Below are 14,700 nucleotides of genomic sequence, written 5' to 3'. Positions count from 1 at the left end.
ATTTATTTTTTACCCCACCATCCCCCCCACACCCCCTTCCCGTTTGGCGGGGGGGCCCTTTTTTTTTAAAACACCCACCCCCCCCCCCTCCCCGCCCCCTCCGCCCTCGCCGGGGCCCTCCCCCCCCCCACCGCGCAGGAATATGGTGGGTTGATCAAGCACGGCGCCAAGCTTCTGTTCGCCTATGCCGAAGCGACCGTGCCAAAGATCACCGTCATCACCAGAAAGGCCTATGGCGGCGCCTATGACGTCATGGCGTCAAAGCATTTGCGCGGTGACATGAACTATGCCTGGCCAACGGCGCAGATTGCGGTGATGGGCGCCAGGGGCGCAGTCGAGATCATCTATCGCAAGGATATCGGCGACGCGGAGAAAATTGCAGCGCACACAAAAGCTTACGAGGATCGCTTCCTGTCCCCCTTCGTTGCCGCCGAGCGTGGCTATGTCGACGAGGTGATCATGCCGCATTCGACCCGCCGCCGCATCGCCCGCGCGCTCAGGATGCTGCGCAACAAGGATATGCAAAACCCCTGGAAGAAGCACGACAACATTCCGCTGTGAGGGTTGATGTCGCGCCTGGTCCTCTATGTAGGAGCGCGTTTCGGCAGGTTTGCCATCCTGCTCTTCGCCCTGCCGCTGTTTTGCCCAATACTCCTGTGGTTCTGGTTCCTCGATTGCTATCCGCTCGCTGTCATCGCGACTGGCGTTGTTGCGATCCCGGCCGCGATGCTGGCCATCGTTCTGTTGATCGGGACATTGTTCGCTGGTTTTCGACCCAGCAAGGTGGACGGGATTACTCGGGAATCAGCCCCGAAATTGTGGGCTGTCTGGGAGAGTATTGCCGGCAAACACCGCGCCAGCCGCACGAACATCATCCTGAGCGACGATCTCAACGCTAGCATCGGTGAAGAGCGGCCGTTTCTGGGCCTGCTTGGTCGCAGGGCAATTCTCACCGTGGGCCTGCCGCTGCTCGCAGCGACCGACCAAAAGGGGTTTGCGGCGATCTTGGCCCATGAGGACGCCCATCTGAAAAATAAAGATACAAATGGCGGGCTCAACCTGGCCGAACTCGAAATGAGCTTCGATCTAATCTTCGACTTCGCCCCACCGGGAAAAACCGTTTCGGGCAGCCTGTTCTACTGGATGCTTGGCCCGCTGTCGCGCACGCTGGAGCGCGAAGAAATACGGTTGTCGCGGCGGGCGGAAATTGACGCAGATCGTCATGCAGCGATGTCCGGCGATGCATATGAAACGGCGCGCGCCATGCTGCTGATCGGTGCTGCCAGTGCGCTCTTCGATGACCAAGTGTATATTCCGCTTAAACGTGAACTGCTTGGCACCATGGTACCGCCTCGTCCACCACTTGAAAGAGTTCTGGCGGCCGCCAGTCACCTGTCGAGGCTTCCCATCCTGCAAGAATATGCGCAAAAGGCCTGGGACGCGCCAGATAACGAAAGCGCGGATCATCCGCCCTGGTCCGAACGTTTGACTGCTCTTGGATTTAGCTCGGCTCCAGAGATAAAACCAGTTCTGGTTTCCGCCTTGTCGAGCCTGCTGAGCGATGAGATCGTCGCCGAACATGTCCGCCATTTCGACGGCGAATGGACATCGAAGATCGCCGACTATCTCGATCGATAGCTATCCACCTGAAACTATAGCGGCTAATGCCCAGTCGGCGCAGGCTATTCCGCTTCCGCTGCTCCGAACCCGGCTCCCATCGTCGCGCGGACGGCGCCCGACCACGGCGTGGCGTGATTGTCGATGCGCATCTGGAAGATGAAATAGGTCGGCGAGCAGAAGCCGATGCCCTTCACTTTGCCGATACCGGGTGTATCGGGCGGCAGCGACTGACACATGTAATCCTCGCGGCAGAAATGGTCGGCCGAGCAGGCAGGACGATTGCCGCGATTGACGGCGCCGCCCAGGCACTGGTCGAAATTATTGGTCGCCACGCAGGTGTCGAATTTTTTGCCGCCGACCAGCCCGCAAATCTCGTTCGGCATCGGCTTGCCCGTCTTGAAGGCGGCAAAGCTGCGATCCCGGTCGTCGCAGCCGCGATAGGCGATACCCGCCGGCACACCGATCTTCGGCGGTCGGCAGGTGTAGGCGGCGCGCGAAATGCTTGGTGCGAACGCGGCGAACTGACTGGTGATGGTATAGTGGTCATTGAAAGGCTGTGCCGGGTTGCTGGCGATGTATCCCGTTAAACAGGGGTGGCCGGAAAACATGTCTTCGCTGTCCTTGGGCAACAGGCATTGCGCCAGCTTGGTGCGCACGCCGGACGCGGTTGCCAGCGGCGTGCAGACGGTGCCGGCGCCGCATTGCCATGTTGCGCCGAAGCGGGCCGCATCCGCCGGCATCAGGCACGGCATCGCCATTTCGGCCGGCGAATAGGCGATTTCGCCGGCATCGTTCCAGGTCGCCGGCGGCGCGAACGATAACGGGCGAAAGCGGTTCGGTTCCTTGCCGTCGGCAGTCGCGCGCAGCCAGGCGACGCGGCGCGGGATGTCGGCGTGGAGATGCGGGGAGATGCCGACCTCAATGCGGTTGAGCGGCGAGGTCGTCTTGTCGTCCAGGCCGATGAAATGGAAGCCGGCGGTCGAGCCCGCCTGATGGCAGCCCTGGCAGGCGCCGTTGTCCAGCCGCTCGACCAATGCCTCCGGCGCGCGCACCAGCTTCAGCGCGGAGAAATCGACACCAGCGAAATCCGCGGGCTGGAACAGTGGCGTGAACGGGTGGTTGGCCTGCCTTGCACTGCCGAAGGTCGACCACGAAATGACCTTCCTTGCCAAGAATTCATCGGGGATTTGGTAGACGCCGAGATCGACCGCCGCGACATTGGTGCGGACATAGTCGGCAAGTCTTGCTTTCAGCGCAGCATCTTCGGCGAGACGTGCCGTGTCGGGCGTGTTTTCCAGCGGCTTTTCGCTGACAGCCGCTCCGTCGATGCCGAAAATTCGCATGAGATAGGCAGCCTGCCCGCCGAATTCGGTCTCCTGGCCGGAGGGGAAGCGCACCACTTGCGCATTGAGCTCGAGCTGCTTGAAGGTGAGCGCCGTCCTTTCCAGCGGCCCACCGGTCAGCCAGCCGGCATCGACGCTCTCGTCGAGTTGTGGTGCCCAGCGTCCGGCGACGCCGACACAACCGCCGTCGGCATCCGGCGCGGCATCGTAGACGGCACTGAAATTGAACGGCAGGCGCGAGGCCAGAACCTTGCCGTTTTTCTTGAAACTATAGGATAAGCGATAGACGAAGCGCACTTCGCCGCAACTCGTATCGCCTTGCAGCGCGGCGAAGTCGCGCCGGTCGAGCCGGTTGACGATGCCGACGAGGCGGAAGCGCGCGGCATCGGTCCTCAGCCAGCGCATGTCCATGACACGGCCAACATTGCCGTCGGTCACCTCGTAGAGCGGCCGACCACCGGCCTTCATCTCGGCCCGCAATGCCGCGACGTCGCTTGCAATCGTTTCGACGATCGCGTGATAGGCCGGCGCCTTGTCGTAAAGCGTCTTCAAATCGCCCTTGCCATCGACGCCGAAAATGCCGGCGAGGCCAAAGCCCTTGGCATCGAGAGCAGCAAGCACTGCTGGATCATCGACGATGGTCACCGGCTGCTCAGCGGCATTCGCCGACAGTGTCGTCAAAGCGGCCATGACAAGCGTGGTGAGAAGGAGAGCAAGGCGTCTCATAGAAGGTCCGGTTGGCTCTCGACCAATTCGCGCAACAACGGCACCAGAGCCAGCGGCAAATCCTCAGCGATCAACCCTGGACCGAAGCGCCTGCCGGCCTCGGCATGGATCCAGACCGCGGCGCAGGCGGCCTGGAAAGCCCGCATCCCCTGCGCCAGCAGCGCGGCAACGATGCCCGCCAGAACATCGCCTGACCCGGCTGTTGCCAGCCAGGGCGCGCCGTTGGCGTTGATCGCCGCCCGGCCGTCCGGCGCCGCGATCACCGAGTCGGCGCCCTTGTAGACAATGACTGCATTGGCACGCGCTGCGGCGGCGCGGGCCTTGGCGAGCTTTGACTGCTTCTTCGATTTGGCAATGTCGGGAAAAAGCCTGGCGAATTCGCCTTCATGCGGCGTCAGCACCAGACTTGGTGCGAAGGTTCGATGTGCTGCTTCAAAGAGAACATCTGGAGCGTCGCGAAACGAAGTCAGGCCATCGGCATCAAGCACAATGCCTCCAAACAGGCCCATGCGTTTGAAATCATAGACCTCGTCCTGCTCGAGCAACCGCAAGACGAAGTCGCGGGCTTTTTCGCCGACTCCGAATCCGGGGCCGAGAACGAACGCAGTATGCTGCCTTTCGTTGATGAACTCGCCTGCGTCCGCCACCGTATCTACCGCACGCAGCATGATCGAGGTCAGATGCGCGGCGTTCACCTGCATGGCATCGCTAGGCGAAAGCACGGTCACTGCCCCTGCTCCGCTTCTGGCCGCGGCCATCGCTGACAATCTTGCCGCACCAGTCGCATTCGGCCCGCCCGAAAAAACGCCGACTTGGCCGCGTTTGTATTTGTGCGTATCGGCAGACGTTCTCGGAAACTCCCATCGTAGCCAGAGGTCCGGCGTGTTCTCGAACGTCTTGATCTTGAGTTGGTCGACGATCCCATCCGGAATCCCGATATCAGCGACAATGATTTCGCCGCACATACTGCGTCCTGGCATCAGTAGATGGCCTGGCTTTTTCCGCACGAAGGTCACAGTCACCGCAGCGTCGAAATAGGCATTGGTCAATCCGCTCTCGCCCGACACGCCGGATGGCAGGTCGATTGAGACGACTGGCACTTTCTCCGCTGCGCTGCGGCCCGAGACGGCTGACGCATGTAGGGAAATATCCTTCGACAGACCTGCACCGTAGAGCGCGTCCACGACCACTTCACCCGCTTCTGGATAACAATGGGCAATATGGTTCACCGGCAGGTCGCAAGCTTCGGCCGCCAACGCCGCATCGCTCCCCGCTTTCTGCTTGCCTTCGGCCCAAACGGCGACCTTCATCCCGGCCTCTGCCAACAACCGCGCCACGACATAGCCGTCGCCGCCATTGTTGCCGGGGCCGCAAAGCACGTGGACGCGCGTTGCGTTCGGGTAGCGCTTGAGTACTACGGCAGCAACCGCAGCACCGGCATTGCGCATCAGGCCGATGCCGTCGAATGGACCAGCGGCAATCGCCAGCCGGTCGGCCTCGGCCATGTCGGACGGAGACAGAAGCTCATTGCTCATGCGGGCGACATGCACATCATTTCCCCAAGCATTGTCCAGTTTTTGATCCGACGCAAACAACGAAGGTCCCCAAGCAATTTGGCGGCGTACATCATTCGGGACGACGGCGCGCAGCTGCCCATGAAATACCCGATCTGCCCAATTTTTGTGCGGACGGCAGGACCGGCGGTGTGTAGGCTCGCGGCGTTCATGGCGCATCCGACGCAGGGAATGACGCGAATGTACATTCCCGCGTAGCATGGTATCCAAATCATGTGAGCCCACCCGGCACCCCATCAATTGGCACAGTTCGTGCTTGATTGAGGCGCAAGCGGGGCTCACAACCCGTCTTTTTTGGCAGTGGAGGCCACTTTTTACATGAAAAAGATCGAAGCGATCATCAAGCCGTTCAAGCTAGACGAAGTGAAGGAAGCGCTTCAGGAGGCCGGCCTGCAAGGTATCACCGTTACCGAGGCCAAAGGGTTTGGCCGCCAGAAGGGCCATACCGAGCTTTATCGCGGCGCCGAATATGTCGTCGACTTCCTGCCGAAGGTGAAAATCGAAGTCGTGCTCGGCGACGATGCGGTCGAAGCAGCGATCGAAGCCATCCGCAAGGCGGCCCAGACTGGCCGCATCGGCGACGGCAAGATCTTCGTCTCCAATATCGAGGAAGTGGTGCGCATCCGCACCGGCGAAACCGGCATGGACGCCGTCTGAATTTTCCCGTTAAAAGGCCATGTTCAAAACGTCATCACATAGGGAAGCAGGGACATGACGACAGCCAAAGACATCATGAAGCAGATCAAGGACAACGACGTTAAGTTCGTCGATCTGCGCTTCACCGATCCGAAGGGCAAACTGCAGCACGTTACGATGGATGTCGTCGAGGTCGAGGAAGACATGTTTGCCGATGGCGTCATGTTCGACGGTTCCTCGATCGCCGGCTGGAAGGCGATCAACGAGTCCGACATGGTGCTGATGCCGGATTCCGATACGGTGCATATGGACCCGTTCTTCGCGCAGTCGACGATGGTCATCCTGTGCGACATCCTCGATCCGATCTCCGGGGAGTCCTACAATCGCGACCCGCGCGGCACCGCTAAAAAAGCCGAGGCCTACATGAAGGCCGAAGGCATCGGCGACCAGATCTTCGTCGGTCCTGAAGCCGAGTTCTTCGTGTTCGACGACGTCAAGTACAAGGCCGATCCCTACAACACCGGCTTCAGGCTGGATTCGACCGAACTGCCGTCCAATGACGACACCGACTACGAGACCGGCAACCTCGGTCATCGGCCGCGCATCAAGGGCGGCTATTTCCCGGTGCCGCCGGTCGATTCGGCACAGGACATGCGCTCGGAAATGCTCACCGTGCTCGCCGAGATGGGCGTGCGCGTTGAAAAGCACCATCACGAAGTGGCCGCCGCCCAGCACGAGCTCGGCATCAAGTTCGACACGCTGGTCCGCAACGCCGACAAGATGCTGATCTATAAATATGTCGTGCACCAGGTCGCCAACGCCTACGGCAAGACGGCCACTTTCATGCCGAAGCCGGTGTTCGGCGACAATGGCTCGGGCATGCATGTCCACCAGTCGATTTGGAAGGAAGGCAAGCCGACCTTCGCCGGCAACGAATATGCCGGCCTGTCCGAGAGCTGCCTGTTCTACATCGGTGGTATCATCAAGCATGCCAAGGCGATCAACGCCTTTACCAACCCGCTGACCAATTCCTACAAGCGCCTGGTGCCGGGCTATGAAGCGCCGGTGCTGCTCGCCTATTCGGCACGCAACCGCTCGGCCTCGTGCCGCATTCCGTTCGGCTCGTCGCCGAAGGCCAAGCGCGTCGAGGTCCGCTTCCCCGATCCGGGCGCGAACCCCTATCTCGCCTTCGCCGCCATGCTGATGGCCGGCCTTGACGGCATCAAGAACAAGATCCACCCGGGACAGCCGATGGACAAGGATCTCTACGACCTGCCGCCGAAGGAATTGAAGAAAATCCCGACCGTTTGCGGCTCGCTGCGCGAGGCTTTGCAGAGCCTCGACAAGGACCGCGGCTTCCTGAAGGCCGGCGGCGTCTTCGACGACGACCAGATCGACAGCTACATCGAGCTCAAGATGGCCGAGGTGATGCGCTTCGAAATGACCCCGCATCCGGTCGAATACGATATGTATTATTCGGTGTGATCCGGATTGTTGCAGCCAATAGAAAAAACCCCGGCAGAGACGCCGGGGTTTTTTATTGTGATGCGATTGGAGAGAAAGTCACAGCGCAGACCTGAGGTCCACGCCGTGACGAATGCTCAAGCCGCGGCCGAAACCTCGGCGCTGGTCGGGACGGAGGCGATCGTCTTCAATATCTGCGAGGCGATCTGGTAGGGGTCGCCCTGCGAGTTCGGCCGGCGATCCTCGAGATAGCCCTTGTAGCCGTTGTTGATGAAGGAGTGCGGCACGCGAATCGAGGCGCCGCGATCGGCGATGCCGTAGCTGAACCTGTTCCACGGCGCAGTCTCGTGCTTGCCGGTCAAACGCTTGTCGTTGTCCGGCCCGTAGACGGCGATGTGATCCATCAGGTTTTTGTCGAAGGCTGCCATCAGCGCCTCGAAATAGCCCTTGCCGCCGACTTCGCGCATATAAGCGGTCGAGAAGTTGGCATGCATTCCCGAGCCGTTCCAGTCGGTGCCGCCGAGCGGCTTGCAGTGGTATTCGATGTCGATGCCGTACTTCTCGGTCAGGCGCTGCATCAAATAGCGCGCCATCCACATCTGGTCGGCGGCCTTCTTGGAGCCCTTGCCGAAGATCTGGAATTCCCACTGGCCTTTGGCCACCTCCGCGTTGATGCCTTCGTGATTGATGCCGGCGGCAAGGCAAAGGTCGAGATGCTCCTCGACGATCTGCCTGGCGACGGAGCCGACATTGCTGTAGCCGACGCCAGTGTAGTACGGGCCTTGCGGCGCCGGATAGCCACTCTCGGGGAAGCCGAGCGGGCGGCCGTCCTTGTAGAAGAAATATTCCTGCTCGAAGCCGAACCAGGCGCCCTCGTCGTCGAGAATGGTGGCGCGCTTGTTGGACGCATGCGGCGTCACGCCGTCCGGCATCATGACCTCGCACATGACGAGAGCGCCATTGGTGCGGGCGGGATCGGGATAAACGGCGACCGGCTTCAAAACGCAGTCGGAGCTGTGGCCCTCGGCCTGCATGGTCGAAGAACCGTCGAAGCCCCACAGCGGAAGCTGGTCGAGCGTCGGAAACTCGGCATAGTCCTTGACCTGCGTCTTTCCGCGAAGATTGGGAACCGGGGTGTATCCATCGAGCCAAATGTACTCGAGCTTGTATTTCGTCATTCTAGCCTCTCGTTGCTTGATCACCGAACCCTGGATGGCGCCGGGGCGAGCCGGCCTATCCAGCAGCCGACCTGCCGGATTACTAAAATGCAATTCGTGTGCCATTCTCGCCGGCGATGGATGCGGCAAAAGTGAGGTTGTATCCGCCCAAAATCGCTGGTCCGCCGTCATGCTGCGCTCGGATCATCCACAAGCATATTTTGCACAAATAATGTGCAAGTACTGATCTTTTTGTAATCATGTTGCCTATTTTGATTGCTGAACCTATGTTGGGGAAAGGTTGAATCGGCAAGGTTCTGTCGAAGAAAGGAAACCGACAATGGAAATCACTTCCACTCGTCAGTCGGCCAAAATCCTGATGTTCCCGGTGGCAGCGCGCGCTTCTGCCTCAAATTTAAGCGGAAAGGCTAAGTTCGCGGCAGAACTTGCTTCGTTGCGCAACCGCACGGATTTCGGAAGTGCCTGGTATCATGAAGCAGCGATCGAGGAAGCGAACCAGGATCGGAAGAGCTAGGCTTCTCCGTCCGCGTATTTGATAAATTGGCAAAGCCCGGCGCGATCGCTCGCGCCGGGCTTTGCTTGAGCCGGGACAGGTCGGCTACTGCTTAGTGTGCAGGTCTGTTCCGAGGGTATCCCTGACGAAGATCATGCCGATGATCAGCGACATCGCCGCGATCACCACTGGGTACCAGAGTCCGTAGTAGATATCGCCCTTGTAGGCGCTGAGCGCGAACACCGTCGCCGGCAGCAGCCCGCCGAACCAGCCATTGCCGATATGGTAGGGCAGCGACATGCCGGTGTAGCGGATGCGGGTCGGGAACATCTCGACCAGGATCGCGGCAATAGGCCCGTAGACCATCGTGACGAAGATCACGAGGATGAGCAGGATGCCGATCGTCATCGGCCAGTTGACCGCCGCCGGGTCGGCGAACATGGCAAAGGGACCGCCGCCTGGTACGGTGTAGACGGTGACCTCGGGAGCTCCCGCAGCCTCATCGGCAGTCAGCAGCTTGTCCTTGATCGCCTGGTCGGTCGGAACCATGGCCTTCTCGCCGGCGCGGATCGCGGCCGCATCGAGCTTCAGTTCGGGATTGGCCGCGATGAAGGCTTCGAGCTTCTGATTCGGCACCTTCGCCGCTGCCCGTTTCAGCGGATAGCCGCCGTCCTGAAGCGCCGTGTTTACCGCCTTGGCGAAAGCAGCGTCCTTGGCCTTGGCTTGATCGCCGGCTGCGGTGGCGTCATACGACTCAACCGTCTCGTTGCCGATTTTGACCGACGCAGCAGTGCCGGGCGCTGCCGTGGCCACTACGTCATAAGGCACCGAGTTCTTGGTCAGAAACGAGGTGGCGATATCGCAGGACGTGGTGAACTTCGCCGTGCCCACCGGGTTGAACTGGAACTTGCAGTCTCCCGGTGCCGCGGTCACCGTCGCACGGGTGTTCTGCTGCGCTGTGGCGAGCGCCGGGTTGGCTGCCCAGGTCAGCGCCTTGAACAACGGGAAGGTGCAGACGATCGCCAGTGCAAGGCCGGCCATGATAATCGGCTTGCGGCCGATCTTGTCGGAGAGCCAGCCGAACACGACGAAGAAGATCGAGCCAACAGCCAGAGCAATCGCGATCATGATGTTGACCGATTGCGGATCGACCTTGAGCACGTTCTGCAAGAAGAACAGCGCGTAGAACTGGCCATTGTACCAAACTACGGCCTGACCGGCTGTGAGGCCGAGCAGCGCCAGCAGCGCGATCTTGGCGTTCTTCCACTGACCGAAGGCTTCTGACAGCGGCGCCTTGGAGCCTTTGCCTTCGTCCTTCATGCGCTGGAAGGTCGGCGATTCAGAAAGCGACAGCCGGATCCAGATCGAAATGCCGAGGAGGAGGAAGGAAACGATGAACGGAATGCGCCAGCCCCAGGCGGCGTAGGTTTCCTTGGTCATCGACCCCTGGACGATCAGGATGACGATCAGCGACAGGAATAGGCCGAGCGTTGCCGTCGTCTGTATCCACGACGTGTAGTAGCCGCGGCGATCGTCAGGTGCATGCTCGGCGACATAGGTGGCGGCACCGCCATACTCGCCGCCGAGCGCCAGGCCCTGCAACATGCGCAAGATGATCAGGATCACGGGAGCGGCGATGCCCAAAGTCGCATAGCCAGGCAGCAAGCCGACCAGGAAGGTCGACAGGCCCATGATCGTCATGGTGACAAGGAAAGTGTATTTACGGCCGACAAGGTCGCCGATGCGGCCGAACAGCAATGCGCCGAACGGGCGCACGAGGAAGCCAGCGGCAAACGCCAGCAGCGCGAAAATATTGCGCGTCGCTTCCGGAATGGTTGGACTGAAAAAAGTCGAACCAATGAACACTGCCAGCGAGCCGTAGAGATAAAAATCGTACCATTCGAAAACGGTGCCGAGCGAGGAAGCGAAGATGACCTTCTTCTCCTCGCGCGTCATGCCGCGGCTTGTTTTGCCGGCGGTCGATGCCATTGCCATGAGCGTATCCTCCCGTGTGATTCCGTCAGTCCTCGATGCTGCGCGTCATCGTCCGCGTTTCCTCGGAACGCAGACTCAGTGCAGCCACCAGTACAAAAAATGACAGAAAGCGCCGTCCAGAGGCAGACCGTCTTTGGGATTATGACTTTGGTCTAATGTGCAGTGCGAAATAGAAACGACGGTGCGGTCAGCCTTTGAGAGCTTCGAGCAGCGTGACTGCCGCCATCATGTCGCGCTTGCGGGCCGCGCGGTGCGCGACGGCCTCGGCATCATGGCCCCATTGCTCGGCCTGCCAGTCCTCGTCGACATGACCGGCAGCCCAGGCCGCCTCGCCGTCGAGCTCGCCGAAGTCGACGGCCAGCGCCAGCAGCGCCGATCCGGTCAGCGACGTCATGACGTGGATGGCGGCAAGGCGCAGCGGATCGGCACGTTGGGCAAGATGCTGGCCAAGCAGCGCGATACTCTCGCGCGGCTGTTCGACATGGATCACGCCTTCGGCAAGATGGAACCGGGCGCCGAGCGCGCTGCGCACCCAGTCGATGACCGGATCCCAATGCTCGTTCTGCCGGTCGACGAGTCCTTGGGGCGCATCGGCGCGGTAGCAGAGCAGATCGGACGAGGCAAAGCGCAGGATGTCCTCCAGCACGGCCTGGGGATCACTGGCGACGCCATCGATTGCCGTATTGACCAGACGCATCACCGGCATCGTCACCGGGTCGATGGTCTCCTTCTGTGCGGCGAATTCCTCGGCGACGAGAGCAGCCGCCTTTTCGGTCGGCAGCGCCAGCAGCGCCTTGGCCGGCGTGCGGACGGGCTTGCCATCGAGATGGACGGCAAAACCGTCTTCGACCGGTGCTACCGCGACGGTCTTGTAGAAGCGCTTCGGCAGCGGCGTCTTCATCTGGATCTGGGCGCGACGCACCGGGTCCGGATCAGAGAGCTGCTTTCCAGCTTCGAGGTCGTTTAATATATCGCGCATGCTCATCCGGGACTTTGTTTTCGGACCGGCCGGTTGACGATGATGAGTCCGGCGGCGATCAGGGCGAGTGCCAGGAAGATACGAACGGTCAGCGGCTCGTTCAAGAACACGGCGCCGCACAGCACACCAAACACCGGCGACAGGAAAGTGAAGCTCGACAGTCCAGATGCAGGGTAGCGCCGCAGCAGCCAGAACCACAGCACATAGGTGAACGCGACGACGTAGACGGCCTGGAACAACAGAGCCAAGGTTGGCAAGACGGTAAAGTTGCGGACGGGCGGCCCGGCAAAAGGCATCACCAAAATGCCGACGACGGCGGCCCCGGCCAGCTGATAGAGCAGCAGCTTTTCGGCGCTGGCCGTCACCAGCTTCGACCGCTTGATGACAATATTGGTCACGGCCCACAGAATGCCGGCACCGAGACTGAGCAAATCGCCGCCCAATGTTGCGCCGCCATTGGCGCTCAGTTTATCGGAAAACACCGCGATCAGTCCGGCGAAAGCGAGCAGAAGACCAACGAGCTTGCGTGCCGTGATGCTTTCGCCCAGCAGGAAATGACCGCCGACCAGCATCCAGAACGGCATCGTGTTGACCAGCAAAGTGTTGCGCACGACAGTGGTGTGCTCGAGCCCGACATAGAGAAACAGGAACTCGAGACCGAAAAGCGCGCCTGCCAGGATGCCGGCGACGAGGGTCTTGTCGGGCGTGAACAGCGCAATGCCGCGCCAGCGGCACCAGCCGAAAACACACAGGCCGCCGATGACCGAGCGGGCGATGGACAGGAAAACAGGGTCGTAGCCAGCATAGGAGATCTTGGCGGCAACGTAGTTCAGGCCCCACGAAAAGGTCAGCCCGACCATGATGGCGGCGGCCGCCAGATCGACCGCGTCACGGCGGTCGAGCGTATCTGTGGCGACGCCCACCGCCGCTAGTCCTCCGCGCTCGCGTCGTCGAAACCGAGCAGGTTCCAGCTCTGGCGCATATGCGGCGGCATCGGTGCGGTGACGTCGACAAAGCCCTTGTCGGGATGCGGGATGACGATGCGGCGCGCGTGCAGATGCAGCCGGTTCTGCATGCCGCCTGGAAAACCCCAATTGGTGTCGGCCTCGAAATATTTGGGGTCGCCGATGATCGGGCAACCGATATGGGCGGCATGGACACGAAGCTGGTGGGTGCGCCCGGTATAGGGTTCCATTTCCAGCCAGGACAGGGTCTGCGCCGCCTGCTCGACGATGCGGTAATAGGACACGGCGTGATCGGCGCCCTTTTCGCCATGCTTGGCGATGCGCACACGATCGCCGTCGGCCGTCGGTTCCTTGATCAGCCAGGTCGAGATCTTGTCCTCGCGCTTCGGCGGCACGCCCTTAACCAGCGCCCAGTAGGTTTTCTTCGTCTCACGCGCCCGGAACGCTTCGGCGAGCTTCATGGCGGCGAGCCTTGTACGGGCGACAACCAGCACACCCGACGTGTCGCGGTCGAGCCGGTGCACCAGACGCGGCTTCTCGCCCTTCTGGTTGCGCCAGGCTTCCAGCATGTCGTCGACATTACGGGTGACGCCAGAGCCGCCCTGGACCGCCAGGCCGGCCGGCTTGTTGAAGACGAAGACCTTCGGGTCCTCATGGATCAGCATCTTTGCCAAAACGTCGGCGTCGCCCTGGTTGCGGATCGAATGACCGGTGAGCGGGCTTTCACCTTTCTTGTCGACTTCGAGCGGCGGCACTCGGACCGTCTGGCCGGCTTCGACGCGGGTATCGGCCTTCACCCTGCCGCCGTCGACGCGGATCTGGCCGGAACGCAGCAGCTTCTGCAGATGACCGAAACCGAGACCGGGGAAATGGCTCTTGAACCAGCGGTCGAGCCGCATGCCCGCCTCGCCGGCGTCCACTGTGATCTGTTCAACGCCTGCCATGATTCCAATCGCCGTTTTGCAGGCATGCAACGGCGTTCGCCGGTACCCGCAATCTCACTCGGTTATTCGTTGTCGGTTCCATATTGCAGAACCTGAACTTTCTCCAGCGTAATCAAACCACTTGTCATGATTGTTTCAAGCACGGGCAGGAAAGCGGCCAATTTTTCCTCGTCATCGACGATCTCGATGACGAGTGGCAGATCCTCCGACAGGCGGAGGATCTTCGTGGTGTGAAGCCGGCTGGAATGGCCGAACCCCATCGCGCCGCGCAGGACGGTCGCGCCGGCGATCTGCATTTCGCGGGCCCTCAGCACGATAACCTCATACAGCGGACGGCCATCTGCCTTGTCGTTTTCGCCGATAAATATGCGCAGCAATTGTGCCTGGGTTGGTATCTTCATTGCCTGGACCCTCTCAGCCGGTTGAGCCGAACTGCAAAGATGTGGCCAAGCCAGACGGCGGCAAGCCAGGCCACCACGGAGATCGCGATATTGAGTCCCGCCGCCACAAGCCTCCCGCCTTGCGCGAGGGTGAGTGTTTCAAGGCTGAAAGCGGAGAAGGTCGTCAGGCCGCCGCAGAAGCCGGCCATGAAGAATTGACGTTGCAGCGGACCGGCGAAGACGCGACCATCCGGTCCCGTCAATGTCGCGTAGAAGCCGATGAGGAACGAGCCAACAATGTTGACGAGGAGCGTGCCGAAGGGAAATCCAGCGCCCCACAGGGCAGTGCTCGTCGATGAGGCAAGCGCCCGCAACACACCGCCGATCATGCTGCCTGCGGCTA

The 14,700-nt window shown here is 61.0% G+C and carries 13 protein-coding genes and 1 pseudogene; 5 read left to right on the top strand and 9 right to left on the bottom strand.

The features are described 5' to 3' along the window. Positions 1-123: 123 nt before the first annotated feature. Both NKJ20_RS29135 and NKJ20_RS29130 read left to right on the top strand, forming a co-directional pair. A pseudogene (locus NKJ20_RS29135) lies at positions 124-561 on the top strand (carboxyl transferase domain-containing protein); the annotation flags it as partial. 6 nt (positions 562-567) lie between these two features. Continuing rightward, the gene (locus NKJ20_RS29130; protein WP_352748814.1) at positions 568-1,638 is read left to right on the top strand and encodes a M48 family metallopeptidase; all 1,071 of its coding nucleotides are present in this window, start codon (positions 568-570) and stop codon (positions 1,636-1,638) included. Positions 1,639-1,682: 44 nt separating this feature from the next. Here the strand turns inward: NKJ20_RS29130 and NKJ20_RS29125 are convergent, their stop codons facing one another. Beyond that, positions 1,683-3,689 carry a hypothetical protein gene (locus tag NKJ20_RS29125; protein ID WP_352748812.1) on the bottom strand — a complete coding sequence of 669 codons (2,007 nt, stop codon included), beginning with the start codon at positions 3,687-3,689 and terminating at the stop codon, positions 1,683-1,685. Further along, positions 3,686-5,224: an NAD(P)H-hydrate dehydratase gene (locus NKJ20_RS29120; RefSeq protein ID WP_352748810.1), complete on the bottom strand. Its 1,539-nt coding sequence runs from the start codon at positions 5,222-5,224 to the stop codon at positions 3,686-3,688. Before NKJ20_RS29120 ends, NKJ20_RS29125 begins: the two co-directional genes overlap by 4 nt. 357 nt (positions 5,225-5,581) lie before the next feature. On the opposite strand from NKJ20_RS29120, the gene NKJ20_RS29115 reads away from it, so the two are divergent. Together NKJ20_RS29115 and glnA are read left to right on the top strand one after the other, a co-directional pair. Then, positions 5,582-5,920 carry a P-II family nitrogen regulator gene (locus tag NKJ20_RS29115; protein ID WP_019857988.1) on the top strand — a complete coding sequence of 113 codons (339 nt, stop codon included), beginning with the start codon at positions 5,582-5,584 and terminating at the stop codon, positions 5,918-5,920. Positions 5,921-5,974: 54 nt separating this feature from the next. Then, complete coding sequence (gene glnA, locus NKJ20_RS29110; RefSeq protein WP_023675115.1) at positions 5,975-7,384, top strand: type I glutamate--ammonia ligase; 1,410 nt, start codon at positions 5,975-5,977, stop codon at positions 7,382-7,384. A 116-nt stretch (positions 7,385-7,500) separates the two neighbouring features. Here the strand turns inward: glnA and NKJ20_RS29105 are convergent, their stop codons facing one another. Next, positions 7,501-8,541, bottom strand: coding sequence for a glutamine synthetase beta-grasp domain-containing protein (locus NKJ20_RS29105; RefSeq protein WP_352748807.1), 1,041 nt, complete (start codon positions 8,539-8,541; stop codon positions 7,501-7,503). A gap of 319 nt (positions 8,542-8,860) precedes the next feature. Here NKJ20_RS29105 and NKJ20_RS29100 point away from each other — a divergent pair, with 319 nt between their 5' ends. Continuing rightward, the gene (locus NKJ20_RS29100; protein WP_352451032.1) at positions 8,861-9,055 is read left to right on the top strand and encodes a DUF2735 domain-containing protein; all 195 of its coding nucleotides are present in this window, start codon (positions 8,861-8,863) and stop codon (positions 9,053-9,055) included. 84 nt (positions 9,056-9,139) lie between these two features. Here the strand turns inward: NKJ20_RS29100 and NKJ20_RS29095 are convergent, their stop codons facing one another. The 6 genes from NKJ20_RS29095 to crcB all read right to left on the bottom strand — a co-directional run bounded on the left by NKJ20_RS29095 (position 9,140) and on the right by crcB (position 14,686). Next, the gene (locus NKJ20_RS29095) at positions 9,140-11,029 is read right to left on the bottom strand and encodes an MFS transporter (RefSeq protein WP_352748805.1); all 1,890 of its coding nucleotides are present in this window, start codon (positions 11,027-11,029) and stop codon (positions 9,140-9,142) included. Between the two features lie 187 nt (positions 11,030-11,216). Beyond that, positions 11,217-12,008, bottom strand: a complete 792-nt coding sequence (locus tag NKJ20_RS29090) for an ATP12 family chaperone protein (RefSeq protein WP_352748802.1) — start codon at positions 12,006-12,008, stop codon at positions 11,217-11,219. 2 nt (positions 12,009-12,010) lie between these two features. Beyond that, positions 12,011-12,868 (bottom strand): DMT family transporter, encoded by an 858-nt coding sequence (locus tag NKJ20_RS29085; protein WP_502895045.1) that lies wholly within the window; start codon positions 12,866-12,868, stop codon positions 12,011-12,013. A 68-nt stretch (positions 12,869-12,936) separates the two neighbouring features. Next, the gene (locus tag NKJ20_RS29080; RefSeq protein WP_352748797.1) at positions 12,937-13,917 is read right to left on the bottom strand and encodes an RluA family pseudouridine synthase; all 981 of its coding nucleotides are present in this window, start codon (positions 13,915-13,917) and stop codon (positions 12,937-12,939) included. A 62-nt stretch (positions 13,918-13,979) separates the two neighbouring features. Beyond that, the gene (locus tag NKJ20_RS29075) at positions 13,980-14,318 is read right to left on the bottom strand and encodes a DUF190 domain-containing protein (protein WP_254817158.1); all 339 of its coding nucleotides are present in this window, start codon (positions 14,316-14,318) and stop codon (positions 13,980-13,982) included. After that, complete coding sequence (gene crcB, locus NKJ20_RS29070) at positions 14,315-14,686, bottom strand: fluoride efflux transporter CrcB (RefSeq protein WP_245274632.1); 372 nt, start codon at positions 14,684-14,686, stop codon at positions 14,315-14,317. Before crcB ends, NKJ20_RS29075 begins: the two co-directional genes overlap by 4 nt. Positions 14,687-14,700 lie beyond the last annotated feature (14 nt).

The organism is Mesorhizobium sp. M0185 (assembly GCF_040322175.1).
Lineage (GTDB): Bacteria > Pseudomonadota > Alphaproteobacteria > Rhizobiales > Rhizobiaceae > Mesorhizobium.
The sequence above is the reverse complement of the archived record's forward strand: the minus strand, read 5'-3'. Positions and strand labels throughout refer to the sequence as shown.

Excerpts from the sequence above, each read along its gene's own strand:
- NKJ20_RS29130 (WP_352748814.1), top strand. The coding sequence starts at position 568 with ATGTCGCGCCTGGTCCTCTATGTAGGAGCGCGTTTCGGCAGGTTTGCC.
- NKJ20_RS29125 (WP_352748812.1), bottom strand. The coding sequence starts at position 3,689 with ATGAGACGCCTTGCTCTCCTTCTCACCACGCTTGTCATGGCCGCTTTG.
- NKJ20_RS29120 (WP_352748810.1), bottom strand. The coding sequence starts at position 5,224 with ATGAGCAATGAGCTTCTGTCTCCGTCCGACATGGCCGAGGCCGACCGG.
- NKJ20_RS29115 (WP_019857988.1), top strand. The coding sequence starts at position 5,582 with ATGAAAAAGATCGAAGCGATCATCAAGCCGTTCAAGCTAGACGAAGTG.
- glnA (WP_023675115.1), top strand. The coding sequence starts at position 5,975 with ATGACGACAGCCAAAGACATCATGAAGCAGATCAAGGACAACGACGTT.
- NKJ20_RS29105 (WP_352748807.1), bottom strand. The coding sequence starts at position 8,541 with ATGACGAAATACAAGCTCGAGTACATTTGGCTCGATGGATACACCCCG.
- NKJ20_RS29100 (WP_352451032.1), top strand. The coding sequence starts at position 8,861 with ATGGAAATCACTTCCACTCGTCAGTCGGCCAAAATCCTGATGTTCCCG.
- NKJ20_RS29095 (WP_352748805.1), bottom strand. The coding sequence starts at position 11,029 with ATGGCAATGGCATCGACCGCCGGCAAAACAAGCCGCGGCATGACGCGC.
- NKJ20_RS29090 (WP_352748802.1), bottom strand. The coding sequence starts at position 12,008 with ATGCGCGATATATTAAACGACCTCGAAGCTGGAAAGCAGCTCTCTGAT.
- NKJ20_RS29085 (WP_502895045.1), bottom strand. The coding sequence starts at position 12,868 with ATGGTCGGGCTGACCTTTTCGTGGGGCCTGAACTACGTTGCCGCCAAG.
- NKJ20_RS29080 (WP_352748797.1), bottom strand. The coding sequence starts at position 13,917 with ATGGCAGGCGTTGAACAGATCACAGTGGACGCCGGCGAGGCGGGCATG.
- NKJ20_RS29075 (WP_254817158.1), bottom strand. The coding sequence starts at position 14,318 with ATGAAGATACCAACCCAGGCACAATTGCTGCGCATATTTATCGGCGAA.
- crcB (WP_245274632.1), bottom strand. The coding sequence starts at position 14,686 with ATGATCGGCGGTGTGTTGCGGGCGCTTGCCTCATCGACGAGCACTGCC.